This is a genomic window from Desulfurispirillum alkaliphilum (genome assembly GCF_055378285.1).
Genome location: NZ_AP042405.1, coordinates 544,541 through 570,686 on the forward strand (window position 1 = coordinate 544,541; position 26,146 = coordinate 570,686).

Here is a 26,146-nt window from a genome sequence, read left to right on the forward strand (position 1 = left end):
AACAAAATCCACGCGACACTCAAGCAATGGCACAAGCAGCTCTTATGGCATTGAAACGCCGTTCAATTCCCGGAATCGGCAAAGCGCTCCCCGATTATCGCCACCAGCTTTTCCCCCTCACCGGTCAGCTCTTCCAGGCTGGCGAAACCAAATTTCTGCACATTGCGCAGGCTGCGATGCAACAAGATTCGCTCTTCGTGGAAAATCAACGCGCGACCAAACCCCTCAAAGTTGATATCAAGGGCCACCACCATCATGGCACCCGTCCGCTTCTCGGCTGCCAGGGCCACCGCCTCGAAGAACATACGCACAAACCACAAATGCCGCTGATCCGGTGCCGTGTTGGTGTCGATCTGCTTCTTGTCTTCTTTGGTTTTTATGAGGGGATGCACAATCTGCGCATCGGTTTTGTTCTTCCAGCTGCCATAGCTGTCATAACTGCGTAGCTTTTCAACCAAACTGGTGAAGAAAGGGACAGAACTTGTCATGTTCACTCCAGTACTCGCGAAAATTTGCCCATACAGAAGGCTGGCACTGAAGTCTGCAGGGAACATGCCAACAGGATGACGATGTCAGAGTTCCCTGCCCATGGCCCGCATGTCGTAGCCTGTTGGTGCCTGGTGCACCCGCAGATTGAACTCAGGCAGAACCGCCAGAATATGGTCAAAGATATCCGACTGGATACTCTCGTACTCAACCCAGCGCGTGGTATTGGTAAAGCAGTAGAGCTCAATGGGAATACCGCTTGATCCTGGCTGCAGCTGGCGAACCATCAGGGTCATCCCCTTGTGAATCTGCGGATGGTTGGTCAGGTACTCCTGCAGATAGGCGCGCAGGGTACCCAGGTTGGTCAGACGACGCCCATTCACCAGGGATGAGAGGTCGGCCTGCAGCTCCCGATTATATTCATTGATCTCATTGATTTTCTTATCAAGATAGGGCCCCAGCAGTTTCGCCTTGTGCAGACGCTCCAGCTCGCTTTCATCCAGGAAGTGCACCGTGCTGGCATCAATGAAAAAGCTGCGTTTGATGCGCCTGCCACCGGAATCGGTCATACCCCGCCAGTTGACAAAGGAGTCGGAAATCAGCGCCGAAGTGGGAATAGCGGTAATGGTATTATCCCAATTGCGAACCTTGACCGTCGTCAATCCTATATCAATAACATCGCCATCGGCCCCGTACTTGGGCATCTCCAGCCAGTCGCCCACCGAGAGCATGTTATTGGCAGAAAGCTGAATACCCGCCACCAGACCCATGATGGGATCCTTGAACACCAACATGGTAATGGCGGTCATGGCACCCAAACCGCTGAAGAGGATAACCGGCGACTTGCCGATAAGGGCAGCAATAATCAGGATGCCAATCAGAATTGAGCCTACCAGCTTGATCCCCTGGGAGATGCCCCGCAGCGGCAGCGCACGGGACAGCGCCGTATCGCGTGTCAGATCCAGCAGAGTATCCAGCAGTGAGAACAGCGAAAGCAATGCGAAGAAGAGAACCCACAGGTGCGCAAGGGTCTGCAGCAGAGGCTGGACAAACACCTCAGGGCTGAGCCACAGATCAGCCTGAACATAGATGATAATACCCTGCAGCGCCAAAGCCAGACGATTAAAGAGACTGCGCTCGAAAAAAGCCGACTTCCAGGGAGTTGCTGACTTACGCGCCATGCGTTCAGCATTGCGAATGACCCCCCAGTGCAGAACAACGTGAATCACAAGGGATATGGTAAAAATCAGCGCCAGTGCCGAAATCACCATCACCAGCTCCGTCATTTCCACACCATACGCCGAAAGCCATTTCTTCATCGATTCATGCATATTTTCACAACTCCTTGGCTACAACTGCCAGTTTTCGCAATATTTCAGTAAAACCTGCATCAAGCCGTAGTCGCAAGCTTCAGGCCGATGATACCGGCAATAATCAGGGCCACGCTGATAAGACGAGCCACATTGACCGGCTCCCCAAACAGCACAATACCCAGTATCACAGTTCCCACCGCGCCCACGCCCACCCAGATGGCATAGGCCGTACCCACCGGCAGCGACTTCATCGCCACACCCAGCAGCCAGAGACTGACCGCCATGGCCAATACCGTCCCGACCGTCGGCCACAGCCGGCTGAAGCCCTCAGTGTACTTCAGCCCAATCGCCCAAGCCACCTCAAACAACCCTGCAATGGCAAGAATAATCCAGGCCATGAAACGTCCTTTCAACGTGCGGGGTCGTCCCCGGAGTGTATTGGAGCGGTGGGGTCGTCCCCACTTCCGAAGGGCAGAGGCTGCCGAAAAAATCCCATCGGCGATGTTGATCGCGTGACTTGGGATTTCCCTGCAAATTGCAGAAAAACCAGTGGATTGCACCTTGCCTAGTTGCATAGTGTGGTGCAAAGCTGCTATGAAAAATGCGTTGCCGTGACAGCGATTATAGAAGTGCTATTTCCACTTATATCTAATTCTATGGTGGTGCTGTGAATGGCTGAGGTACTTATCGTGTTGAAGTCTTCCTGTAACGATACCTGGATGTATGCCTATAGACTCAGCGAATGCAGAGATAGAAGCAGGACTAAAATCAAGCCTAGATAAAAATTCATCATACGAAAACTTTGGGATTAAAACTTCTTTTGAAAAATCATCAGCTTCTTCTTCCTGGGTTTTATATTGATCGCTACTGCTATTGCCACCTTCAATGAAAGTGATTCTTTTGTCATGTAATAGTATATGGGCTAGTTCGTGCATTAAACTAAACCAAAATATATCACTCCAGCTCCCTCTCATAGACATCATTACTACTGCCTTGTTCTTGCCATGCCAAAACGTAGCCCCAGTAACATAAGTCCTAGGATAGTGAGGAATAACTACTAATGCTACACCGCAGGTAGCTAGCAGTGACCCTAAAGAAGCAAGCATTTTGTTTGGATCAGGTTCTAAGCTCAGAGATCTTATGTCCTCTATGCTGCTTTTAAGAGCACTTTTATCGAAACTACAAACCTCTTGCTCAGATGCAATCAAATTTCCTGTTCTCAACCAAGCAGCAATTGCTTCTCTGCTAATTGCCCTTTTCTCACATAGTCTAAACGCAGGAGAGTATTCTCTGACATTTTCGATATTGGATAAAGAAGATACTCCAAAAAACTTTTTTAGTTCTCTTACTTTCTCGATAGCATCACGAGTTGTCTTTACTAGACCGAGTTTACTCATTTCAAGATATGGAAATTTTGAAACCGATTCAGTTTCCTCTTGAGCCTTAAGTAACTCCTGTTCCTTTGCGAGAACCAAACGGTACTCGGATTCTAAATTATTCCAAAACTCAGCCGGCACACCTACAACTTGCTCAAGTTGAATAGCCGTATCAGATGTAATTGCTTTCTCTCCCTTGATTATTTCATTAATAGCCTGAGGAGGTCTTCCCATTCTGCGAGCTAATTCAGCCTGACTAAGCTCTAGACTATCAAGCACCTCCTCCAGATACTCACCTGGAGGGATGGCTAAATCAGAAATATGGTTTTGATCAGTCATCATAATGTTTACTCACTTCTTCAATCATTGCGATATTTAACCTATCACCCTCTACCGTAAATATTAACCTATAAAAACCTGTAAGGGTTACTGCGTACTGCCCCTTGCGATCGCCTTTTAGGGGGTGGCAACGTAAGCCTGGCAGCTTATTCACTGCATCTAGGTCTTTAGCTGCTTTAATCAAATTGATACGCTGAATGTATTTACGACCAACCTGAGCACCAAATTCTTTATTCGCTTGATTGCTGTCTTTGAAGCACTTCTCAAGCTTATTTGTTCTAAAATCAATTTCCAAAACGGATACCTTTGGTGCGACTCTTTTTTGCGGCATTCACCTATGGGGTGAATAGTATACGCAAAGCACAAGGAAGTCGAGATATAATTAGGAGTCAAAAGTGGTGCTATGAAATTACTGGTGTTTTATCAAGGGTGTTTATATTGCGCGGCTGCATAGTCTTGACTACGCCAGCTGCTTTACACTTCAAGCCATTGAATTTCATTGGCTTTAGCTCTAGAAAGCAGAAAGCTATTTTCGCGTGGTGGATGCGATTTGACTTATCTGCCATGCATGTTGATTGCACCGTTCTTCCATGAAGTCTTCGCAGGTATTTTCCGAATCCATGAAAAAAGAGCCCCAGGCTGCATTCTTGGGGCTGAGAATGCGTTCGTTGCCATGTGCGCGAATGTGTACTCATAGGTAATATTACTTGGGATACTGCAACGAAAAGTGGGGAGATAATGCGCAAGAGCGCATTATCTCCCCTTGTTTACTTGATCATATTGTCTGGTGTTCATGTCCTGCCTTTTTCTGTGGCAAAAAAAGAAGTTGCTACCCGCTTTGGACGACCACCCCGGCGCTTCGCGCCACCCCTCCAGTGGAGGGGAATGGCTGACGCTTATTCGCGTGTATTTGCGCCCATGCGCGGTTCTTCCTTTATCCCTCCTGCTGCATGATTTTGCGCAACCAGGGTGGCGGCGATCCGGCCAGCACTTTCTGCAGTGATGCCAGGATGTCATCGATAGGCTGGGGCGCGGGAACTTTCACGGGGTGAATTTTTGAACGCACGACGGTTGCGGCTGCGGGGCCACCGATTTCGGTCATGTACACGATGGCGCAGTCTTTGATGCGTTGCACTTTGCGTTCGATGCTGCTGGCGTGGGCGTCCTGGGCGCTGTCCACGGCGCCCATTTCCCGTACTTCCACAAACTCATACCCTTCGGGTTTCACGCTGTAGATGGCCATCTGGTGGGAGCGGCCAAAGTGTTCGTCCACTTCCTTGAGGCTGTTGGTGCAGAATGCGACTTTCATGCCGGTACTCCTCGAATGTTCTTGTAATGAAATGATGCTTCTTCGTCCTGTTCCAGAAAGATATTGCCAAGTTCGTAGACCAGATTGCGGCTGCCCCGGTAGCCGATAAAGACTTTCAGCTGTTCGCCGAGGCGATCCTTGATGGGATAGCCTACCCGCAGCAGGGGGATGTTTTTCCTGGTGGAGGCCAGGATGCCGTTGCTGTTGGTGATGATGGCGCTGCAGCCGTTGGCCAGGTCTTCCAGGTCGCCCAGGTCGCCGGTGAGTATGGGGTACTGGGGGTCGGATTCGCCTGGCAGGCGGTGGCTGACGATGGCGCAGGCGATGTCCAGGCCAGTTTCGTGGTGCAGAAAGTCGGCCATGCTGAGTGCCAGGTCCGACTCGGCGGCGATGATGACGCTTTTGCCGTTATAGAAGAAGTGGCTGTCCAGCATGGCGTCCAGCAGCTGGCGACGCTGGCGGCTGTATTTTAGCGGCACGGGCTTTGCGCTGATGCGGCTGAGGGCCATAATGAAGTTGTCGCTGTTGTGAACTCCGATCAGGGAAGGAAGCAGGCTGATGGAGGTACCAAAGCGCTCTTGCAGGCTGCGGGCGACTTCCTCCATGCTGGCGCCGATGGCAATGGTGTGGGCCGACGCCCCCACCTGCAGCAGTTTTTCCAGGGGGTAGTCGCCTTCGGGCACCTTGATGTAATGATCCACGCCGCCGCCCATGGTGGCCCCCAGGTCGGGCAGGACGATGGCCTCCAGGTCGAAGTCGGCGATGATTTCCTTCAGTTCTTCCACATCTCCCGGCGTCAGGGCCATGCTGGCCAGCACGGTGATCTGACGGGGGTTGACGGGCTGCTTCGCGATGGGCAGCTGGTCAAGCAGGGCCTGCACGGCCTGCACATAGCCCCACTGGGCGTCGCCCTGGTAGTCGGGGGTGTTGATGGTGATGACGGGTACCCCTGCGTGCTGGGGATATTTTTCGTAGAAACGCCTGACACCGCCTTCCACATCGTCGCCTTTGGTTTCGCTGACGCCGGTGGTGATCAGGCCCACCAGGCGCGGCTGGGCTTTGGTGATGATGGTATTCAGCCCCTCGTGCAGATTGACGTCGTCGCCCATGATGGTGGCAATATCGCACAGGGCCGTGGTCTGCATGGGGGTGATTTCGCGGAAGTGCTGGGTGAGGATATTCTTGGTGAAGGCCGTGCAGCCCTGGGAACCGTGATGCAGCGCCAGCGCCTGGTCTATACCCAGCATGGCCAGGGTGGCACCGAAGACGGAGCTTTTTTTCAGTGGATTGACGTGCAGGTTGCGATGGCTCATTTATAGGCTCCTTTGAAGTAACGGTTCATGGTTACCGCGTGACAAAATACAGAAAAGGCAGAGTTTTCTCGCCAAGACGCAAAGGCGCAAAGATATGTTGGTAAAAGCCTTGCTGTGCTTGTGTTCTTCTTGGCGTTCCTGGCGACTTGAGTGAGCGCAGCGAACGGGCGAGAGCAATTGCCTTTTATGGTAGCTTCCTGGCTTTGCATGAGTTCACTTACGGGTTTTCCCAGGGCGCGGTGGTGCGCGCCACGTCAAATACGGGCGAGGTCATGGTGTGGTAGAGCTGGCGGGCCAGTTCCACCAGGCCGTCATAGCCGGCATAGGAGAAGATGCGTTCCTGGTTGACGTCCACATAGGGGTAGCGCCCTTTCATGGCGGTGAACATATTGCGGCTGCCGGCGATGAAGACGTCGGCGCCTTCGCGTTCCAGCAGTTCCAGCATCATGGCGCCATCGCCCTTTTCCAGCATGATCTTCTGGGTTCCTTCAAAATGAATGCGCAGGCGTTCGATGTCTTCTTCCGAGGATTTGCGAATACCGCTGCCGACCACTTCCATCCCCAGCTCTTCCAGCTGAAAGACCATGGACCAGCTCTTGACGCCACCGGAGTAGACGAAGACCTTCTTGTCTTTCAGAAAAGGCAGGTAGGGGGCCAGAGCGGCGCGGGTGCGGGCTTCCTCGCTGGCAATCACCGCTTCCACCTGCTGCTGTATTTCCGGCACTTTCAGCATGCGCGCCATGGTGCGCAGGGCGTCACTGGTGGCCTGCATGCCGTAGAATGAGCCTTCAAAGTAGGGAATGCCGTGTTTTGCCTCCAGCTGGCGGGCCATGTCCACCAGGGCGCGGCTGCACACTACCATATTGGCACGGGCGTAGTGAGCCCAGGCCACTTCAGCGTAGGTGGCGTCGCCGGTAATGCGGCTGAGCAGGCGTATGCCCGCGCGCTCCAGCAGAGGCTCGATGCGCCACAACTCTCCGGCGATATTGTAGTCGGCGATGATGGCGACGTCGGTATCCGTGGTGTGGGGGGGCGTGGCCGTGCCAATGACATGTTCCAGCAGAACCTGCCCCGCGATCTTGTTGCCGTAGTTTTTGCTGCCCACAAAGCCGGGGCTGTCCACCGGGATGACGGGGATGCCGGTCTGACGGCCAACTTCAGCGGCCACGGCACCAATGTCCTCGCCCGTCATGGCGCTGACACAGGTGGAATAGATGAAGATAGCCGGGGGCGCGAAGCGCTGGGCCAGTTCCAGGGCCGCCTGCAGCAGTTTCTGCTCGGCTCCCATGATGATGTCCATTTCAGTCAGATCCGTGGTGAAGCCCTGACGATACATGGCACTGTGGCTGGAGCGGGTTCCCCGGTTATTCCAGCTGTTGCCCACGCAGGTGGCGGGGGAGTGGATAAGGTGTGCCGCGTCAGCAATGGGCAGCAGGACAATCTGGGCACCGTCAAAGGCGCAGCCGCCCAATGCTCCGCCGGGTGTGGGCTTGGCGCACTTGGGCTTTTTCTCGTGCTGATGCTGCCCGCCCTGATGGTGCTCACAGGTGGTATCGGGTGGGGGGAGGGTGGTTCTGTGCATGGTGCGCTCCTTCCTACGATGAGCCGTTTTTCAACAAGCTACAAAAGCAATCCCTTTGCCACTTCATGAATCCCTGTGAATTTCGTGAGTTAGCAACGTCACCACTGGTGCGAACCTGACATTTTGTCGGAAACCCGACAAGGTTCTCCTGTCAGGTTCGGGTGGGTGCAATCAGTAACCCATTGCACGCAAAAGGCTGGTCGTGATGGCACAGGCATTGCTTACCTGCCATGGACAGGTGGCAGAGGATTTTCAGCCACCCGCCAGAAGGCTCTTTCTGGAAATTCGCAAAACCCGCGACGATGCTGCGCAGGAGGCAGTACATGAAGCACCACCCTGCGTCCGTCGCCGATATTCAAATGGAGGTTCCCATGGCATTTGTGGAAGGCAAGCGCAAGGACGGCAGCAGCTGGATTCCCGAATTTATTGTTTCCCTGGCATCGGATGTGTGCATTGGCTGCGGACGCTGTTTCAAGGCATGCACCCAGGGGGTGCTGAATCTGGTGGAAGAGGAAGATGATGATGACAACACCCGCATGTTCATGGCAGTGGCCAAAGAAGGCCAGTGCATTGGCTGCAAGGCGTGCGCGGCGGCGTGTCCCAAGGGGTGTTTTGAGCATGCAGCCCTAAGCTGCTGAAAAAGCCATCTGCGGCGTTGCCTGTGTGTTTAACCTATATCAAGAAGCCACTGACAGGCTGTGAAGGGAAGTATCATGGAATTTCGAGTCAATCAGCGAGTTCGCGTCAATAAGGATGTGCGCAACGATGGCACCTGTGGTTCCTGCAAAAGCGGCTGCGTCGTGGCCCACGAAGGAGATGAAGGTTTTGTGCGGGAGGTGACGGAGTTTCTCTTCCGCCCAGCCGTTGTGGTGCACTTCCTGGAAAAGAACAAAGTCATCGGCTTTCGTCCGGAAGAGTTGGAACTGGTGGAGGACTACAACCCCGATACGGGGGAGTGGGAAGACGTGAGCAGCGGATAGTTTTTGCCACTTTTGGGTCGCCAAAAGTGGCGCAAAAGCGACCCCCAGTGCTGTCCTCTTCAGCTGTCCGCTTGCCTGGAACTGGGGACCGCAAACAACCGCCTTCCCTGGCTTGTGTTTGCGGTTGCCGCCCTCGTGGCGGCAACCCTTCGGGTCTACCGCGTTCCAGTCAGCGCGTCCTGGCTGGAACAGCACACGGGGGAGAGGCAAGGCAAAAGATAATCCCCCCTGAGCCCGTCCGGTGAGTGTGAAGCCTGGCTGGCAAGACCCGCACGGGACACCTGCAGGAAGCAGGTGGTCCGGCAGAGCTGCAGGGATGCAGGGGTCAGGCAACGCAAAGAGGCCCAGGTGCAAGGCGCGGGCAAAGCGAGAAGGGAGGCGTACTCCCTGTACGTCGCAGTGACGAGCGATGCCCGGCAACGCAGCAGATGGGCCTCTTTGAGCAGCCTGCTGCCGGATCTCCAGAACAGGCGAGCAAACGAACCGGAGAAACGGGCGTCGGGGGGCGGCTTTTTTGGTCCTTTTTTGGCCGCACCAAAAAAGGACAATGGAAATTGCTTTATGGATGTGTTGAGGCAAAGGTGCGCAGCCTCAGTTTCCCCTGAGCTTTGTTGAAAAGCTCAGAAATACGAAAACCGCGTATCATACTTCCCCCCAATCACCAGAAACTCCATCTCGCCGGCAAAGCCCTGACGGTGGATGATGCCGGAGAAGAAGAGGATTTTGGTGAAGGGGACGTCCACTTCCATCACATGGTCGCCGAACTGCTGGGCGATTTCCTTTTCGGCGCTGAAGGAGACCAGGTTGTTGTGTTCGATACAGGCGTGGTTTTTGCCATAGCGCTCGATGATGAGGTGGTCGTTGATGTCGTTAACGCCCCGGTAGAGTTTGATGCGCGGCAGGTAGTCGGGAAAGAAGCGGCGAATGATGGTCTGAGTGTAGGTGTAGAGCAGATCCAGCTGGTAGTAAACCATGTTGCGGTTCAGGCGCGGGTGCATGCGTTCACGGGTGTATTCGTGATAAGCGGTAGTGTGGATGCTGGAGATGACCTGGCGGTGGTAGAAGGGCACGATGCCGAAGCGGCTTTCCACCCAGCCCTTGAGCACCGCACCTTCGGAGCTGTTGGCGTCAAAGAGCCAGCCGCGCAGCAGGCGCAGGTAGCTGGATACTTTCTTGCCGCGCACTTTTTCGTCCAGGTTGAACAGCACTTCCAGGTAGCCCTGGAAGATACGGGATGACTCCTCAATGCTTTCGGCAGCGTGGATGGCGCGAAAGAGCTCGGAGTGGTATTCGTAGACACCGCTGATGCGCACCTCCGACTCGGGGGTGACACTGAGGCTGTATTCCTTGCTGGCAAAGAGAGGCGCGGGCAGGTGAATCCAGTTGGTGGCATGGTAGTAAGGGGCTAACAATGTACTGAGATACCTCGTTGGCAAGTTGTTGAAAAATGTTCAGGTGCTAGACGCCTGCAGAGCGAGGAATGAAGCGTACTCCCCGTACGTTGCAATGACGAGCGACCGCAGGCAACGCCGCAGATGGGCGTTTTTCAGCGGGCTTGAGGTCTGAATTAACATGGAAGGGATGGCGTGTAAATGGGAAAAATGGTACATACCCGTGCCCTCGGGGCTTATCTGGGTTTTGCCATCGGCGATGCCATGGGGGCCACCACCGAATTCATGACGCCACGGGAGATCGAATCCAGGTACGGCACCCTGAAGCAGATTGTGGGTGGAGGCTGGCTGGGGGTGAAGCCGGGGCAGGTTACGGACGATACCCAGATGTCGCTCAGCCTGGGGCAGAGCATCATCGACGGCGGCGGATTCAGCCTGCCCAGGGTGGCCGATGGTTTTGTGCAGTGGATGCGCTCCAAGCCCATCGACATCGGCAGCACGGTGCGCCGGGGAATTCGGGAGTACATGCTGCAGGGGCAGCTGGAGTCGGCGGAATCGGAGTTTTCGGCGGGCAATGGCGGGCTGATGCGCAACTTTCCCATCGTGCTCTACTGCCTGAAGGACTGGCAGCACTTTGAACCCGTGACCCTGCGCCAGTGCCACTTTACCCACAACAATCCCATTGCCGATGAAATCACGCTGATTGTTGGCGAAGTCACCCGCTGTCTGCTGGAGACAGGGGACAAGCTGGCAGCGCTGAAGCTGGTCTCCCGCTTTATCATCGAACACCCCCAATACTCCTACTCCCGTTACAAGGGCGAAAACAGCGGCTATATCGTGCACACTTTCAAGTGCATCATGCACCACTTCTTCGACAGCACTTCCTTTGAGGAGACCATTATCCGGGTGGTCAACCAGGGGGGCGATGCCGACACCAACGCGGCCATTGCGGGTATTCTGGCCGGTGCCCTCTACGGAGTGGACAGCATTCCCCGGCGCTGGCGCAAAAAGCTGGATCGGGCTATTGCCCATGAAATTCACCTGCAGACTGACGCTCTACTGGAGCTTCCCTGTGTGATGCTGGACGATGCCAGGACTGCAGACAGGGCTTCTGGGTAAGACCAGTCCTTCCCATAGAAAAAAAAAGCGGCACCCCTGCAGGGATGCCGCTTTGTCAGTGTCTGCTCGCAAGCCATTCAGGCTTCGTCGCGTTCCATCAGCTCCAGCTCAAAGTGGAGGCTTTTGCCAGCCAGGGGGTGGTTGGCGTCCAGGGTCACGGTGTCCTCGGTAACGTCAGTGATCTGCACATCGGTCACCTGGCCATTCTGAAAGGACGCCTGCAGCACCATGCCCACCTGGGGCTCGATCTCACCCGGCAACGCATTGCGATCCATGGTATAGATCATCTCGTCAGAACGCTCGCCATAGGCCTGGTCGGCACTCAGCTCAAACTTCTTCTTTTCACCAGTGCTCATCCCCACAACAGCCTCTTCAAAACCTGCGATAATCGTCTTATCGCCCACGGTGAACTCCAGGGGAGTGCGGTCATAGGAAGTGTCGAACACGGTTCCGTCCGCCAGGCTTCCGGTATAGTGAACGCGTACGGTATCGCCGATTTTTACGTGTGCCATGTGTTTTTGCTCCTCAATGTTCATGGATAAAATAGCTTCAGGGTAAACCTGGCAAACCCTAACACGGGAAAGGCCCATTGACCAGTATTTCCCCCAAAAACCTACCGGGGTGCCAGCATTTTCTGCTGGGAACGGTCATCCACGATAAAACCTCCCAGATGGCGCTGCACTTCGCCAGCAAGACGGGCCAGATCGCTGGCAGCCAGGGCCACTTCCTCGGAAACCTTGGCGGACTCTTCCGTGGAAGAAGAGATGGACTGAATGTCATCGCTGACCTGCTCCGAGGTGCGGAACATCTCTTCCATGGCCCCCACATTGTGCTCAATGAGCTGCTGCAGTGTCTGGATATTCTCCAGGATGACCACGAAGGACTTGTCGGCGTCCCGCGAGAGCTGAGAGCCCTGGTTGACCTTTTCATTCACCAGACCCATAGCGGATGTCATCTGGTTGATCCCCCCCTGGATACTCTTGACAATGTCGATGATTTCACTGGTGGATTGAGTGCTGCGTTCGGCCAGCTTACGCACTTCATCGGCAACCACGGCAAATCCGCGGCCGGCGTCGCCGGCACGGGCAGCTTCGATAGCCGCGTTGAGAGCCAGCAGGTTGGTCTGATCAGCAATATCGTTGATGACCTGAATCACCTGTTCTACCCGCGAAGCGTTTTCCTCCAGGGTTGTGGCAAAGTCAGCAGCAGTATTCACCTGCTCCACAATGCTCTCCATCTCCCCGGCCGACCTGCGGATAACGGCCCCACCTTCATGGGCAGCCTGCAGAGCCAGGCTGGCGTTCTCCTTGATTTCACCGGCATTGGTTGTCATGCCATTGACCGTCTGGGACATTTCCAGAGATGCCGAAGCAATCTTGGAGACGTTTTCCGCCTGCATGTTCATGGCAGCTGACATCTGGGATGAGGAGCTGCTGAGCTGCTCGCTGGCGGAAGCAACACCGTGGGAGACCTCGCGCACATCAATGATAATGGCCTGAACTTTGTCCAGAAAACGGTTCACAAATTTTGCCGCCTGGGAAAGCTCGTCCTCGCCGGTAATGGGGATTCGCTTGGTGAGGTCACCCTCACCGCTGGCCAGATCTTCGGCAACGCGGGCAATGGAAGAAGACGAAAGAATGATGGAGCGCAGGATAAAGAACATGGGCACCATCAGGATAAGAATCAGCACCCCCACTGTTACCGCGATATTGCGCACCTGCGCCCAGAAGAGCCCCTGAATGTCATCGATATACACGCCGGTGCCGATAATCCAGCCCCAGGGCTCAAATCCCATAACATAGGACGTCTTCTGCACCGGGTTGGTAAAACCGGGCTTCGGCCACAGATAGTTCACATGCCCCTTGCCGTTTTCTCGCACCGTGCGTACAAACTCCACAAACAGGCGCTTGCCGTTGGGATCTTCAAAACCACTCAGATCCTGTCCATCCAGTTTGGGATTGGTAGGATGCATGATCATGCGCGGCTGCATGTCGTTGACCCAGAAGTAGTCGTTATCGCCGTAGCGCACAGCCTTCAGGGCACGCAGGGCAGAGGCGCGCGCCTGCTCGTCGCTGATCAGTCCTTCGCGGGACATCTGCCAGAAGTCAGCCACAACGCTGTGCAGCGACTCCGTGATCTCCTGCACTGCCGCTTCCTTGGCATTGTGCAGACTGGTGTAGAGTGCGTTCAGCGCAATGGCAACCAGTATGGCAGTACCCATCGCCGCCAGACCGAGAAAGAGAATCAATCGACCTTTGATCGTCCGTGTGAATTTCATAGTTTGCCTCAAACAGATTCATTAGTTCTGTATAGTTTCATTGTTGCAAATCGTAACAACGGCGGAGATATAACACAGTTTCACTGTCATGTAAAATATTTTTCACAAGTAGGTTAGAACCAAATTTCATCATGGTTTCCCGCCACGCAAACCCCGTGACGCAAAAGCGTTTTGGCATCACAGGGATTCTGTCGACCAGAGATTGCAGGAAGCGACAGGAGCGTGTACATTCGGCAGAAAAGTGCAACAACAGACAAGGAGAAGAGCATGCACAATCTGCAGGACTCTGCCCTGGGTGGATTCGCCCATGAAATCACAACTGAAATGACGCTACCCGCCCCACTACCCACCGTCTGGCAGGCTATCACGGACTTCGCGGCCTACAGCCGCTGGAATCCCTTTATCACCGAAATCCAGGGCGTGCCCACAACAGGGGCACGCCTGCGTATTACGCTCCAACAGCCCAACGGCACCTCTCCCATGCGCTTCTCTCCCCGCATTCTCCTCTGCGAAAGGGAGCAGGAGCTCACCTGGCAGGGGCGCTTCCTGCTGCCCGGCATCCTGACCGGCGTCCATTCCTTCAGGCTGGAGCGCGATTCAGATGGCCAGACCCGCCTGGTTCACCGTGAAGTCTTCACGGGCATTCTGGTGCCCTTTTTCAAGCGGGCCATGGCCGAGTCCACCCGCACCGGGTTCGAACTGATGAACGACGCGCTGGCACAAGAAGTACAGCGCCGCTGCCAGCAGCAGTAGCGGGCAGCGGCATGGGTACCCTCAAAGCCAGCCGCCCGAATACATGGCTCAAAGGCTTGCGCCGCAACCTGCGCCAGGCCTTTGGGTTTTTCGACGCCGAGCTGGGCTACTCCGCTGCCAGTCTCAGCTTCTACACCATTTTCGCCTTCATCCCCCTGTTACTGATCGCCCTCTCCGTCACCACGCGCCTGCCAGGCTTCAGCGACCAGCTGGCCGACCTGCGGGAATTCCTCATGGGTTACCTGCTGCCCACCAATGTGGACGCGGCTGCGCACTTCTTTGAAAGTTTCCTGGGGGATATCTCCCGCCTTGGCATCATGGGAGCTCTGTACGTGATTGCCACATCCATTCTCTTTTTCAAGAACTACCAGCACATCGCCAGCCGGATATTCCGCAGCGAAACCCGCAGCTTCTGGGAGTCCCTGACCACCTACTGGACCCTCATGACCCTGATGCCCATCGGCCTGGCCCTCTCCCTCTACTTCACCACCACCGCCCAGGTCACCCTGGCGCGCAACCCTTTCCTGCAGGGGCTGGATCTTGCCATTGTCGCACCCTATGCCATCGCCTGGGCCGCTTTCATCATCGTCTTCAGGATCTCCGCCAACAAGCCGATCCAGTTGAAAAACGCCGCCATCAGCGCCCTGGTCACCTCCCTGGCGTGGAATATCACCAAGGAGCTCTTCGTGGCCTACGCGGTCATAAACAAAGCGTACACCACCATCTACGGCTCCTTCAGCATTCTGCTGCTCCTGCTGCTGTGGGTCTATGTCTCCTGGGTAATCGTGCTGTACGGCATGCGCCTGTGTGAGGGGCTCAACAGTCTTCTTGGTCAAGGTGAAGGGGAGGAGTGACGAGCTGACAAAAAGGCCACGGCAGATGATTTCCTGCCGCCTGTCAGTGGGTGTCGCTTCCATAGGAGAGGGCTATTCCCAGCGCCTTCGCCGCTTCAAGAACAGGCTGGGCGGGGTAGATTTCCCGGCACGGCTTTTTCAGACCGCCAGTGTTCACTTCTATACCCATGCCGCCTGCGGCAATGTCAGGCAGAATGGCGATGGCCAGCGCATTGGCTTTGTCTGACTCCAGGGGAAACTGATCGCGGAATTTTTTCACCAGATCCAGGTGCCCGAAACGCCGGGGCTTATGCGCTCCGCCATCCCAGCGGGCAGCGCGGGCCACCACGCGGTAGTAGTCGCGGTACAGGGCTTCCAGGTCGCCCTGATACTGCTCGCTAAGCAAGCGCTCGAACTCCTCGGGGGAGAAGTCCACACAGGAGCCGTGGAGAAAGTGCACCGAAAGCAGGCTATCCTCGAAGAGCTCCCCATACTGGTCGAGAAACTGGCGGATCGGCTCTTCATAGCCTTCTATGTAATCCACTTCCAGTCCGCAGCGCACGTCGCATTTTCCGGCGTAGCGGGCCCTGAGCTCAAGGATTTCCGCACGATACTCCATGAGCTTCTCCATGGCCATGGAGGAGTCCCGCAGGGGTGAAGGGTCGTCAAAGCCCGGAGGCAGGGGAGCGTGCTCGGTGAAGGTGACACGGCTGGCGCCAGCCTCTATGCGCTCAAGCAGAATATCTTCCGTTCGACGTCCACTGCCGTGGAGGCAGAAGACGCTATGGACATGGCGATCGTGCATGGTTTCCTCGTTTTCCCACAGGTTTTTACGCAGCCTGCTGCAGTGTTCACTCTACTGCAATCCGCAACGGGGGAAAAGTCCTTTTCCCTTGCCAGTGCCCCGATTGTCTACTAATCTCCTCATTCAGGCCTCACCTGCGAGAAAATCACTTCACGGTACGGGGGAATATGCGCCTGATCACATCCCACCAGAATCCCGACTTCGACGCCTTCGCCTCCATGGTGGCAGCGGCATGCCTGCATCCCGGTGCCACCATCGTCATAATAGGCTCCCTGTCTCAGAATATTCAGGATTATCTGGAGCTGTACCCTTTACCCGCTGGCATTTCCCTGTACAAGGAGTCGGAAGTGAACATCGCCGACATCAGCCACATGGTGGTCGTTGACGCCAGCGATGGACGACGCCTTGGCAAGCTGCGCAAAGCATTCGGCAAAGTTCCCACCATTGTCTACGACCACCACCAGGACGGCGTGGATGAAGAGGTGGCCGACCGGGATATCGAACACCACTACTGTAACTGTGGCGCGAACTCCAGCTTCATGGTGCGCCTGCTGCAGAAGCAGCATATCGCCCTGGAAGGCTGGCTGGCCACGCTGCTGCTGTGCGGTATCTACGAAGACACTGGCCACCTGAGCTATTCCTCCACCCGGCCCCTGGACTGTTACTGCGCCGGAGACCTGATTGCGGCGGGAGCAGACCTGAAACAGGTTCACCAGATTCTCTCCCGCGACTGGAAGGACGCCGATATCCATATCCTCAGCGACCTGCTGAAGAATTTTGAGACCTTCAGTATCATGGGAGTCAGCGTCGGCATAAGCCACGCCGACTTCCACATTTATGTCCCCGACGTTTCCGAAATGCTCTCCAATGTCATGGGCGTGCGTCGCTGCACCCTGCTGATCGTCTTTCTACGCATGGAAGGCCGCATCTACTGTATCGTGCGCAGCACCAGCATGGTGGGTGCCAATGACGTGGCGGCCCTCTTTGAGGGCGGCGGACACCACGAAGCCGCCAGTGCTACCGTCAAGGAGATGACCCTGGTGCAGGCCATGGATTTTACCCGCGCCTCCCTCAAGGAGATCATCTCGCGCTCCAAGCGCACCCGCACCATCATGAGTTCGCCCGCTATCACCATCGAAAGCCATAAATCCACTCAGGAGGCCTATGAGCAGTTCTCCCGTGACGGTGTCAACTGCCTGCCAGTGGTGGAGCCCGACGGCAGCCTCTATGGCATCCTCTCGAAAAATCAGTGCATGAAGGCCCTCTTCCATGGCCTTGGCGGGCGCAGCGTCACTTCCATCACCGATACCGATATCCAGCACATCGAAGCCGACGAACCCTTCTCCCGGGCAGAGCACATCCTGCTCAGCGGACGTCAGGCCATGGTGCCTGTGGTGGAGGCAAAGCGCGTGGTAGGGGTCATCACCCGCACCGATCTTTTGCGTGAGTACCGCCACGACACCGACGAGACCCTGCCGGCCCAGGAGCGCGCCCGCTCGGCCCACCGCCCCCGCCATGTGCGCAAGATGCTGGTGGAGGTCATGGGCCGCCAGGCCTTTGCCTACCTGGAAGAGGCCTCCCAGCTGGCCAATGAGATGGATATACAGGTGTACCTGGTGGGGGGGATCGTGCGCGACCTGGTACTGCGCGTGAAGAACCAGGATATGGACTTTGTGGTGGCCGGTGACGGCATCAGCTTCGGCAATCGTCTGGCGGAGCGCCTGGGCGGACGTATTCGCGTCCACGAGCGATTCAACACCGGTGTCATCATCCTGCCCGGCGACGATTTCCGCATTGACGTAGCCTCCAGCCGCAATGAGTACTACGACCACCCCGGCGCCCTGCCCAACGTCTCCCCGGGTTCCATCAAGCGCGATCTCTACCGCCGCGACTTCAGCATCAACGCCATGGCGGTCTCCCTGAACACCTTTGAGCTCATCGACTACTTCGGTGGCGTACAGGATATCCGTGACAAGAAGATCCGCGTGCTGCACAACCTGTCGTTTATTGAAGATCCCACCCGCATCTTCCGCGCCGTACGCTTTGAGCAGCGCTACAGCTTTCAGATCGGAGAGCAGACCATCAAGCTGCTGCGCTCCGCCCGTGACCTGGACCTGATCCAGCATATCAGCGGCCATCGCATTTACGAAGAACTGCGCCACATGTTCCTGGAACAGGAGCCTGCCAAACACATGGCGCGCCTGTTCGAACTGGATCTGATGCGCAGCATTCATCCCGCCCTGGGCTACGACCAGAAGACCATGAAGCTGGTGGAATCCATGGAAGATCTGCTGGTGGTGTCGGACTTTTTGCGTCTGGAGGATGTGCGGCGCGACGCCCTCTACTGCGCCCTCATTCTGCGCACCATCAAAGCCGAGCAGATCATGGCGCTGCCCATTCTGCAGGAGCTTCCCCAGCGCGACCGCGAAATCATCGCCTTCGGCTGCTCCAAAGCCGGCATGCTGCTGCATGAACTGGGCAGAACCGGCAAGCTCTGGCAGAAACTGCGTCTGGTCAAGCGTCACGAGGAGGAAGTGCTGCTGCTGGCCATCGTCTACGGGAACCAGCAGGCCTCGGCACATTTCCTGCGGGAGTACCTGCGCTCCTACCGCACCATTCACCCCATTCTTCGTGGCGACGAACTGATGGCCCTGGGTGTCCCCAAAGGGCACCAGGTAGGCGATGCCCTGCTGATGCTCACCGCCTACATCATCGCCCGGGATGCCAATCGACCCGACCGCAGCGAGGAGGAAAACTTCGTGCGACGCATTGTGCTGCGGGCAGTGGAGCAATAGCCATGCGCGATTACTTCACCTGCTTTGCCCTCCGGGAGCACCTGGGGAGTACAATATACCGCCAGGAGACTCCGGCGGGCTCCCTGGATCTCACCGCCCTGGCCCGGGAAGTGCTTTCCCCGTCAGTACGCGCCCGCCTGCAAAAGGACTATGAAGCCGAGCGCGAGCTGCTCGGCCGCGTCGCAGACGCCTGGGTGGTGAGCCTGAGCGATGACGACTACCCCAGGCACCTGCGCCATATCCCCGATCCGCCCCTGATTCTCTATGGGCGCGGCACGCTGCCGCCCACACCGGCCCTGGCTGTGGTGGGCTCCCGTGGCCCCACAACCTACGGCAAGGAGGTCACCCGCTTCATCGCCAGCGATCTGGCCCGTAACGGCATGTGCATCGTCAGCGGTCTGGCGCGGGGCATTGATGCCATCGCCCATGAGGCGGCCCTGGGTACAGCGGGCAATACCGTAGCGGTCATGGGCTGCGGTATCGAGCGGATCTATCCCGCGGGGAACCGCCGCCTGGCACAGCAGATCGTCAATCAGGGTGGAGCGGTGATAACCGAATTCGCACCCGGGTCAGCAGTTCAACCCTTTAACTTTCCCCGCCGCAATCGCATCATCAGTGGTATGAGCCTGGGAGTGCTGGTGGTGGAAGCCGCCCTGAAGAGCGGCACCATGATCACCGCCCGTCTGGCCCTCAACCAGGGTCGGGAGGTCTTTGCCGTTCCAGGCAGCATCTTTTCGACCAAATCGGCCGGCTCACACTGGCTTCTTCAGCAGGGAGCCCATCTGGCTGCTTCGGCCCTGGATATTGCCAATGAGCTCTCCCTGCCTTCGCTGGCTGCTCTTTTCGCTCCAGAAAATACCAGCCATATCGAAGATCAGACCACCAGCGCGGAACAACGGAAAATTTTATCTCTGCTACGGGATCAGGGGGCCATGGGTGCGGAAGAGCTGCGACAGGGCAGTGGGCTGGAAGGCCCTTTTTTTCTGGAAGTTCTTGCGGAACTGGAGCTGTTGGGCTATATATCTCACAACTCAGGGAGGTATTATCTTGAGAGGGGGACCACATGAGCACAAGTAACAAGCACACCCAACTGGCACAGACCATCGTCAATATGCTGATGATTGAAGAGCGCAGCCTGAGCGATGTCGATGCGATATATGATGTGATGGAGACCCTGGGACACCGTGAAGAGGATATCGGAGCCGCAGTGAGCTTCCTGGAATCCATCCCCAGCCACTCAGCCGGTCTGATTTACCGCTCTGGACAGGGGATTACCTATCCCAGCAAAAGTATCGGCAAGATTCTCAATGCCGAAGCCAAGAACATCCTCTCGCTCATGGAGCAGTTCAATGTTCTGGACAACCACACCATCGAGGACATTCTCGACCGCGTGGAAATGGCCTCCTTTGAAAAGGGCGATGCCCTGGATCTGGACGAAATGAAGGGCATCATCAATCATGTGATTCTCGACAATATCACCCTGGGGGTGGAGGACATGGTACGCATGGCCAATGAACCCTGGGGCACTGCCTTACACTGACCACCTGAGAGCAAAGAAAAAGCCGGATCGCTTCTGCGATCCGGCTTTTTTTCTTTCCACAGCTCACCGTCACTCGGCAAACCACTTATTGGCGGCTGCCTCGTCCAGGGCGCGACGCACCGCACTCACCGGACACTTGAAACCGGTAAAGAGCTCAAAGGCGATCAGGGCCTGCCACAGCAGCATGCCCTTGCCGTTGCAGCAAGGCACATTGGCCTTCCAGGAAATTTCCATATGAATGGTGCGCGCCGGCGCGTAGACAATATCATAAAAATAGGCTGCCCCTTTCAGCTGCTGCGCGCTGAAGAGCTGCGTGCGATCGTCCTTCATGCCAGCGCTGGTGGTATTGACCACGATGCTTCCTTCCATGGAAGGAAGCTCGCTGACGGCACTGACCCGAGCATCAGCGGCATCATGGGTTAATCGACGTGCCTTCTCAGGGGAGCGATTATACACCAGCACCGAGTGGACGGCGTTTTGCAGCAGCGCGTGCACAATGCCCCGTGCCGCGCCCCCGGCACCCAGGATCACCACCCGGGCACCCTCCAGGATCATGCCGCTCTCTTCCACCAGGCTGCGGCAGAAGCCATTGCCATCGGTATTGTAGCCCCACAGGCCGTTCTCCCGGCAGACAACCGTATTGACCGCTCCACAGCTGCGGGCGGTGGGGTCCAGAAAGTCCACCAGGGCGGCTGCCGACTCTTTCCATGGAACGGTGATATTCAAGCCACGCACAGCACCGCCACGGCAGGCCGCCAGCAGACCACGCAGCGTGGCCTCGTCACGGGCGGGCAGCGCCACATAGGTACCACCGTAGCCGCTGTGGCGAAACATGGCATTGTGGAGCACCGGGCTGAGGGAATAGGAAGTGTCCTTGCCCACGATGCCAAAAACCTGCATCTGGGGAGATGTCTTCAGCACGGCGGACCCTCGCTGCTGTTTGTGCCCACCACATCTTCAATGCTGGCCATGAAATACACCGGGTCAAAGGAAGGGGGCAGACTGTCGTGGATGATAAAATACATATACACCGCATGCAGAGCGCCAAAGCGATAGAACAGATCGCTGAAGAGGCGCTGAAACCATGAAGGCTGATGACGTCGCAGCCCCAGCTTGCTCTTGGCGGCTCCGAAAAGATAGCCATAGGTGGCGCCCACGATAAGTTGCTCTTTTTTCAGGCGACCTTTTTCCACCAGGTCACGGGAGAGGCGCACGGCATCGCGAATGGAGCGTCCAAGAGAAATGGCCAGCTGACGACTGATCTGGCTGGTGCCCTGGGGAGCGGCACACAGCAGGCGGTATTTTTCGTCGAGAATCGCGTGGGCCTTGGCCAGATGCAGGGAGATATGCCCGCTGACCGTCGGGCGATAAAACACGTGATCACTGAGGTGCACAAAAAGCCGACGGCGAGTGACCAGGTTGACAAAGCGATCGATGACATCCTTGAAGGAGAAGAAGGGCATGGTGATCAGGGGAACCGTTACCAGCAGTGTCACCAGGGTACCAAGGCTCAGCATCATGGTACGGCGACGCAGCACCATGCCCTCAAAGAGGCCGAAGAGCAGAGCGGAGAAGCCCAGCAGAACCACCAGCGCCAGCACCAGAATATTCAGCAGGTATACGGCAATAAACCCACGCCCGGTGCGGCTGCTGAAAAGCGCCACCAGGAAACGCAGTGTTTCGCGCAGACGGAAAAGAATATGGGATGCCATGGCTTTGATCCTTCCGTATTTTTCCAGGGGATTCTTGCTTCAGAGAAAAGCACCAGGAAAGAAACCTGGTTATGCTAGCACCACAAGACACTTTGCGCAACCGAAAGCGACTGTTGGCAAGATTGCTGCGCCCATGCAACCTGAGATCAGCTCAGCGTTCTGGGGCTCCATAGGCAGGGAACAGGGCCCGCAGACGCCTGGCGGCTTCAGCAGAGTCCATGGCCGGTTCGGTGTCCTGCATCTCCAGAAGGGCCTGCAACACCTCTCCCACCCAGGGGCCCGCCGTGCTGTTGCCAAACACCTCCATGATCTGGCGCCCATTGAGCACCGGGCGCCCGATGGGCGTGCCAAGGGACGCGGCCTGGGCTTCAAGACCCTCCAGACGTTGTTCCAGGCTCGCCAGCTGACTCAGAACAGGTGCCAGCTGTTCATCGGCCTGCCCCTTGGCCAGGATATCGCAGTGGCTGAGGGCAAAAACCGACCGCCACTGGACGCCTTCTTCAGCCATGCGGCGCAGAAAGCGACGCAATGCCGGATCCTTGGCATCCTTCAGCCCCGAAGGCAGCATATGGGCACGCACCAGGGCACAGAGTGATTCGCAGAAACGCCTTCCAAGACACAGCCAGATACACAGGCTTTGCACCATGTGGGCACTGGTGTGCTCGTGAGCGTGATAGGTGCGACCCACCCCTTCCTTTTCGCCCCACAGGGGGCGGTAGCGCTTGCCCACATCGTGCAGCAAAGCAGCCGCCTGCAGCAAGGCCAGGGTTTGTCCATCGGCATCGGCCTGCTGCCCACCCATGCACGCCATGGCGGCAATACTGTGCTGCCACAGGTTCAGCGCGTGGTGTCCATTGCCCTGATCCATATCCCAGGAGGCCAGCTGCTCCACCAGCTCTCCCTCACCTTGGGATGCCAGCAGCAGCGCGTCCAGAACACCACAGTCATGCAGCAGCTCCATGGCCAGGCTCCCCCGGGGATGCGACCACATGGCCAGCAGCTCCTGGCCGATTCTCTCGGGGCTGGTGCACCGGACAAGCCGCTGCTGCAACTGCCGATCATCCATCAGACACCTGGTTTGTGCTTCGACAGCAAAGCCGGTGGTAACATGGAAGCGGGCAATGCGCAGCAGGCGCAGGGGATCGTCCCACAGGTTACAGCGACGGGCACCGGGCACCCGCAGCAGGCCCCTGCGCAGGTCATCGAGCCCCTGGCCGGTGCGATCTTCCACCGTCGCAGTGGCCGGATCGTAAAAGAGGGCGTTAATGGTCAGATCGCGCCCCGCAGCATCCTGGCGCAAAGCTTCAACGAGACTTTCCCCATCGCCAGTGGCCAGGGTTCCCAGATCGACTTCAAAGCGCTCCCCCGAAGGCAGTGACAGGCAGACCCTGACCGTGCGCGCCATCCGGGCCTGAGCCGGCTTTGGCTCGATGATATGCCGGGAACCGTACCCCTGCTGCTGCAGCCGTTCAGCGAACGCCTCGGCATCCATGTTCAGCAGCAGGACGTCCATATCACTGGTGACGATCCCCCGCAGGTGGTCGCGTACCCAGCCACCGGCTATGCGCACACCATGGCCACCAAGGGAGGTGCCGATCTCCTGCAGGGTCTGCAAAAGCCACTGTTCGTCATGGGAGGGGGAAAGGGAACATGTTTTCACGTCTACCTCCTGGCAGGCTATCAGGGGATGACCACCCGGAAGCGTCTTCCCGGCTTGACCCGTTTTGCTGCCTGGAATATAACAGTTTACTGAAAAGGCCTCATCTGAAGTGTTGCCGCGTAATATTGCGTAATTTGTTATTTTAGCATAGACAAGGGGGTCACATCCATGTTTGAAATCCTCGGCCGCGCCCTGGCTGCCTTTAACTCCAAAGCCCGCCCCTGGCAGATCAGCCTGGCGGTTGCCCTGGCTCTCATTCCCGGCCTCTCGCCCTTCTTCACCCTTCATAACCTGTTTGTCTTCTTCCTCGCCTTTTTCCTCAATATCAACATCGGTGTCTTTTTCGTGGCCGTGGCTGTCTTCTCCGGCATCGCCTACCTCCTTGATCCGCTCATGGAAATGGCTGGCTACAGCATTCTGACCCTCCCCGCCCTGGAAGCAACCTGGACGGCCTGGTACAACAACCCCTGGATGGGCCTGACCCGCTTCAACAACTCCCTGGTCATCGGCTCCCTGGCTCTTGCCATGGCCCTTTTCCTTCCCGCCTGGCTGATCTTTCACGCCATCGTCAAACTCTACCGTGGCCCCATCTCGCGATTCACGGAGAAGATTCCCGTGGTGCGCCTCTTTCTGGCTTACGACACCAGTTTTGACCAGCTGAAAAAGCCGCTGCCCATCCGCTGGATCGGAGCCCTGGTCTATGTGGTCATCATCGGTGGCATCAGCCTGTTTATACTGGTCTTTATGGATCCCCTGGTAAAAAAGGGCCTGGAAATTGGCCTGAGCCGCGCCGCCGGAGCCTCCGTGGAAATTGATTCCCTGGATACTTCCCTGAACCCCCTGGCCCTGGAGATCCGCGGCCTCCAGGTTCCCGACAAAACCGACGCCATGCGCAATCTGGCCCAGGCGGAGCGCATCGCCCTGCGCATAGACTCGGGACATCTGCTGCAGCGGCGCTTCCTGCTGGACGAAGTGGTGGCCAGCGGCGTCGCCCTGGACCAGCCCCGCCAGTCTCCCGCCCGCATCCTGGAGCCAGCGCCAAAGCCCCCCGCGACAGAACCATCGGCAGCGCAGACCTTCGTGGCCGATGTATCCCAACGCCTGCCCGAGCCACGGGATGTGGTGCGTCAGGAGACCCTGCACACCCGCACGGAAGGGCAGCGCATCGAACAGCGCCTGGAGGAGATTGAAAACAAATGGCAGGATCTGCCCCTGGGCCGCCCCGATATGCAGCCCTACCAGGAGCGCTTCCGGGAACTCGAACAACAGGCCCGAACCATCCGCAGCGAGAGCGAGCTGCGCCAGCTGCTGGAGGAGGCACGCACCCTGCAACGGGAAATGCGCGCTGAGGTCGACCAGTACGAAGCCCTCCTGCGCGACCTGGCCCGCGACCGCGACGAGGCCCGCCAGCTCATCAGAGCGTTGCAGGCACTCCCCGGCGATGATTTTGACGCCCTGCGCGAGAAGTACTCCTTTGACGCCGATGGCGCCTTTGAACTGGCGGGAACCCTCCTGGGCGAAGACGTACAGGAGAACCTGGAAAACCTGCGGGAGTGGTACTATCGCCTTTCCCCCTATGTGGAAAAGCTGCGCCAGCGCTCCGCCCAGCGCGAAGAGCAGGCCGGCAGCAAGCCTTCGCGCGGTGAAGGGCGCATTGTCCACTTCACCCTGTACGACCCCAAACCCGGCTGGCTCATCGCCAACGCAGCGCTGGATATCACCACCGGCAGCGGCAACCAGTTTGCCGGAAGACTGCAGGGCATGACCGACAACCAGCGCGTCACCGGCAGACCCATGGAGGCCTTCCTGCAGTCCAGCCGTGTCAGCGGCTACGACTCCCTGCGCATCGATTGGGTCAGCGAGCGCCGTCAGGCTGAGCCCCTGGATACCCTGAATATTGCCCTGCGTGGCTATGAAAAGAGCGGTTCCCGGGTTGACCGCCTCTTCATGAGCCCCAGCCGCCTGCAGACCGATATGCGCATCGACATCACCAGCGGCGGCACTCTCAGCGGACGCGGCGTACTGCACTTTCTGGACGCCAGGCTCGGCCTGGAAAACCCCGGCAATGAACTGGAACGCATCATCCACCGCACCCTGGACAGCGTCAGCCAGTTCGACGTGGATATGCGCCTCTCGGGGCGCTTCACCAGCCCGAGGGTCAGCCTCTCCACCGACCTGGACCGCCAGCTGAGCAACCGTTTCCGCGCCGAACTTGACGAACAGCGACGCCTGTTTGAACAGCGCCTGAAAGCGGAGCTGGAGCAGCTGGCCACGGAGATGATCCGCAATTCCGGCATCAGCGAAAAAGAGCTTGAAGAGCTGCAGGCGGTGCTGCGCGGCGACATCTCCACTCTGCAGGCCCTGGAGCAGCGAGTGGGTACGGACCTCTCTGAAAAGGCGTTAAAGGCCCGCCTGGATGCAGAACTACAGCGCCTTTCCGATGAACAGAGGCGACAGCTGGAAGAGGAAAAGAAAAAACTGGAGCAGGAACTGCGGGATCAGATCAGGGATGAGGGGCAGCGCCTGCTGCGGGGCCTGCAGCGGTAACAGAAATTTCAGCAG

General features: G+C 57.2%; 24 protein-coding genes. 9 read left to right on the plus strand and 15 right to left on the minus strand.

Translation table 11 applies throughout. The annotated features are described in order from the left end of the window. Positions 1–62: 62 nt before the first annotated feature. From ACZ46I_RS02715 to nifE, 8 genes are all read right to left on the minus strand, one after another. The gene (locus tag ACZ46I_RS02715) at positions 63–488 is read right to left on the minus strand and encodes a DUF269 domain-containing protein (protein ID WP_464281349.1); all 426 of its coding nucleotides are present in this window, start codon (positions 486–488) and stop codon (positions 63–65) included. 84 nt (positions 489–572) lie between these two features. Beyond that, positions 573–1,817, minus strand: a complete 1,245-nt coding sequence (locus ACZ46I_RS02720; RefSeq protein WP_013504913.1) for a mechanosensitive ion channel family protein — start codon at positions 1,815–1,817, stop codon at positions 573–575. 59 nt (positions 1,818–1,876) lie between these two features. Continuing rightward, entirely contained in the window at positions 1,877–2,197 is a 321-nt protein-coding gene (gene sugE, locus ACZ46I_RS02725) for a quaternary ammonium compound efflux SMR transporter SugE (RefSeq protein WP_013504912.1), read from the minus strand. A 234-nt stretch (positions 2,198–2,431) separates the two neighbouring features. After that, positions 2,432–3,517 (minus strand): HigA family addiction module antitoxin, encoded by a 1,086-nt coding sequence (locus ACZ46I_RS02730; RefSeq protein WP_464281350.1) that lies wholly within the window; start codon positions 3,515–3,517, stop codon positions 2,432–2,434. Continuing rightward, on the minus strand, positions 3,507–3,809 hold the full coding sequence (locus tag ACZ46I_RS02735; protein ID WP_464281351.1) for a type II toxin-antitoxin system RelE/ParE family toxin: 303 nt from the start codon (positions 3,807–3,809) through the stop codon (positions 3,507–3,509). The genes ACZ46I_RS02730 and ACZ46I_RS02735 overlap by 11 nt, the downstream gene beginning before the upstream one ends. Before the next feature lie 639 nt (positions 3,810–4,448). Next, positions 4,449–4,823 (minus strand): nitrogen fixation protein NifX, encoded by a 375-nt coding sequence (gene nifX, locus ACZ46I_RS02740; protein ID WP_226508428.1) that lies wholly within the window; start codon positions 4,821–4,823, stop codon positions 4,449–4,451. Next, on the minus strand, positions 4,820–6,136 hold the full coding sequence (gene nifN, locus ACZ46I_RS02745) for a nitrogenase iron-molybdenum cofactor biosynthesis protein NifN (protein ID WP_464281352.1): 1,317 nt from the start codon (positions 6,134–6,136) through the stop codon (positions 4,820–4,822). Before nifN ends, nifX begins: the two co-directional genes overlap by 4 nt. Before the next feature lie 217 nt (positions 6,137–6,353). After that, positions 6,354–7,718 carry a nitrogenase iron-molybdenum cofactor biosynthesis protein NifE gene (gene nifE, locus ACZ46I_RS02750; RefSeq protein WP_464281353.1) on the minus strand — a complete coding sequence of 455 codons (1,365 nt, stop codon included), beginning with the start codon at positions 7,716–7,718 and terminating at the stop codon, positions 6,354–6,356. A gap of 323 nt (positions 7,719–8,041) precedes the next feature. Between nifE and fdxB the strand changes: the two genes are divergently transcribed. Then, on the plus strand, positions 8,042–8,356 hold the full coding sequence (fdxB, locus tag ACZ46I_RS02755) for a ferredoxin III, nif-specific (protein ID WP_013504906.1): 315 nt from the start codon (positions 8,042–8,044) through the stop codon (positions 8,354–8,356). Positions 8,357–8,431: 75 nt separating this feature from the next. Beyond that, on the plus strand, positions 8,432–8,698 hold the full coding sequence (locus tag ACZ46I_RS02760; protein ID WP_013504905.1) for a nitrogen fixation protein NifZ: 267 nt from the start codon (positions 8,432–8,434) through the stop codon (positions 8,696–8,698). A 620-nt stretch (positions 8,699–9,318) separates the two neighbouring features. On the opposite strand, the gene ACZ46I_RS02765 is transcribed toward ACZ46I_RS02760, so the two are convergent. Further along, the gene (locus ACZ46I_RS02765) at positions 9,319–10,110 is read right to left on the minus strand and encodes an NAD(+)--dinitrogen-reductase ADP-D-ribosyltransferase (protein WP_464281354.1); all 792 of its coding nucleotides are present in this window, start codon (positions 10,108–10,110) and stop codon (positions 9,319–9,321) included. 180 nt (positions 10,111–10,290) lie between these two features. Here ACZ46I_RS02765 and draG point away from each other — a divergent pair, with 180 nt between their 5' ends. Next, complete coding sequence (gene draG, locus ACZ46I_RS02770; RefSeq protein ID WP_464281355.1) at positions 10,291–11,208, plus strand: ADP-ribosyl-[dinitrogen reductase] hydrolase; 918 nt, start codon at positions 10,291–10,293, stop codon at positions 11,206–11,208. Between the two features lie 77 nt (positions 11,209–11,285). Here draG and ACZ46I_RS02775 read toward each other — a convergent pair whose 3' ends face one another. Both ACZ46I_RS02775 and ACZ46I_RS02780 read right to left on the minus strand, forming a co-directional pair. Further along, positions 11,286–11,720: an FKBP-type peptidyl-prolyl cis-trans isomerase gene (locus tag ACZ46I_RS02775; protein WP_013504902.1), complete on the minus strand. Its 435-nt coding sequence runs from the start codon at positions 11,718–11,720 to the stop codon at positions 11,286–11,288. A 101-nt stretch (positions 11,721–11,821) separates the two neighbouring features. After that, complete coding sequence (locus ACZ46I_RS02780) at positions 11,822–13,486, minus strand: methyl-accepting chemotaxis protein (protein ID WP_464281356.1); 1,665 nt, start codon at positions 13,484–13,486, stop codon at positions 11,822–11,824. A 267-nt stretch (positions 13,487–13,753) separates the two neighbouring features. On the opposite strand from ACZ46I_RS02780, the gene ACZ46I_RS02785 reads away from it, so the two are divergent. After that, the gene (locus ACZ46I_RS02785; RefSeq protein WP_464281357.1) at positions 13,754–14,239 is read left to right on the plus strand and encodes an SRPBCC family protein; all 486 of its coding nucleotides are present in this window, start codon (positions 13,754–13,756) and stop codon (positions 14,237–14,239) included. 11 nt (positions 14,240–14,250) lie between these two features. Then, positions 14,251–15,093: a YihY family inner membrane protein gene (locus ACZ46I_RS02790; protein WP_013504899.1), complete on the plus strand. Its 843-nt coding sequence runs from the start codon at positions 14,251–14,253 to the stop codon at positions 15,091–15,093. Between the two features lie 43 nt (positions 15,094–15,136). On the opposite strand, the gene hisJ is transcribed toward ACZ46I_RS02790, so the two are convergent. Further along, positions 15,137–15,877, minus strand: coding sequence for a histidinol-phosphatase HisJ (gene hisJ / locus ACZ46I_RS02795; protein ID WP_464281358.1), 741 nt, complete (start codon positions 15,875–15,877; stop codon positions 15,137–15,139). A 167-nt stretch (positions 15,878–16,044) separates the two neighbouring features. Here hisJ and ACZ46I_RS02800 point away from each other — a divergent pair, with 167 nt between their 5' ends. From ACZ46I_RS02800 to ACZ46I_RS02810, 3 genes are read left to right on the plus strand one after another with little or no spacing between them, the layout of a single operon-like run. After that, positions 16,045–18,672 (plus strand): CBS domain-containing protein, encoded by a 2,628-nt coding sequence (locus ACZ46I_RS02800; protein ID WP_464281359.1) that lies wholly within the window; start codon positions 16,045–16,047, stop codon positions 18,670–18,672. 2 nt (positions 18,673–18,674) lie between these two features. Then, on the plus strand, positions 18,675–19,739 hold the full coding sequence (gene dprA, locus ACZ46I_RS02805) for a DNA-processing protein DprA (protein WP_464281360.1): 1,065 nt from the start codon (positions 18,675–18,677) through the stop codon (positions 19,737–19,739). Beyond that, positions 19,736–20,212: a DUF494 family protein gene (locus ACZ46I_RS02810; protein ID WP_013504895.1), complete on the plus strand. Its 477-nt coding sequence runs from the start codon at positions 19,736–19,738 to the stop codon at positions 20,210–20,212. Before dprA ends, ACZ46I_RS02810 begins: the two co-directional genes overlap by 4 nt. 69 nt (positions 20,213–20,281) lie before the next feature. Here ACZ46I_RS02810 and aroE read toward each other — a convergent pair whose 3' ends face one another. The 3 genes from aroE to ACZ46I_RS02825 all read right to left on the minus strand — a co-directional run bounded on the left by aroE (position 20,282) and on the right by ACZ46I_RS02825 (position 23,584). Continuing rightward, positions 20,282–21,133: a shikimate dehydrogenase gene (gene aroE / locus ACZ46I_RS02815; protein WP_464281361.1), complete on the minus strand. Its 852-nt coding sequence runs from the start codon at positions 21,131–21,133 to the stop codon at positions 20,282–20,284. Beyond that, a complete protein-coding gene (locus ACZ46I_RS02820) occupies positions 21,127–21,924 on the minus strand; it encodes a hypothetical protein (protein WP_013504893.1) in 798 nt (265 codons plus the stop codon). Before ACZ46I_RS02820 ends, aroE begins: the two co-directional genes overlap by 7 nt. 151 nt (positions 21,925–22,075) lie before the next feature. Next, the gene (locus ACZ46I_RS02825) at positions 22,076–23,584 is read right to left on the minus strand and encodes an HD domain-containing protein (RefSeq protein WP_464281362.1); all 1,509 of its coding nucleotides are present in this window, start codon (positions 23,582–23,584) and stop codon (positions 22,076–22,078) included. 168 nt (positions 23,585–23,752) lie between these two features. On the opposite strand from ACZ46I_RS02825, the gene ACZ46I_RS02830 reads away from it, so the two are divergent. After that, the gene (locus tag ACZ46I_RS02830) at positions 23,753–26,131 is read left to right on the plus strand and encodes a TIGR03545 family protein (RefSeq protein ID WP_464281363.1); all 2,379 of its coding nucleotides are present in this window, start codon (positions 23,753–23,755) and stop codon (positions 26,129–26,131) included. The last annotated feature ends 15 nt before the right edge of the window (positions 26,132–26,146 follow it).